The organism is Rhodococcus baikonurensis, assembly GCF_040489275.1.
In the GTDB taxonomy this organism is placed as follows: domain Bacteria; phylum Actinomycetota; class Actinomycetes; order Mycobacteriales; family Mycobacteriaceae; genus Rhodococcus_F; species Rhodococcus_F baikonurensis.
This window is the reverse complement of the sequence record NZ_JBEUOQ010000020.1, coordinates 66,224-66,492: the sequence shown is the minus strand read 5'-3', so window position 1 is coordinate 66,492 and position 269 is coordinate 66,224.

Here is a 269-nt window from a genome sequence, read left to right as displayed (position 1 = left end):
CACGACCACCCCCACACAGCGTTGTGACGGTCAGCGCCGGGAACTGTGGCTCGGGGATTGAAGAGAAACATCGCACCGCCTCGATATCGAGTGGAAACCATGTGGCGATCCTGCGAGAGCGCAGCCGAAGGTCATCGACCTCGACGAAGGGTCGCTTCGAAGTCCGAACCTCCCCGAAGGTCCGAACTCAGGATCAAAATTTGTCGTCGTCAGGCGTCAGGAGCACCGCAGTGCTGCAGTGCTCGACGCAAGGCTAGAAACCGGTTGCC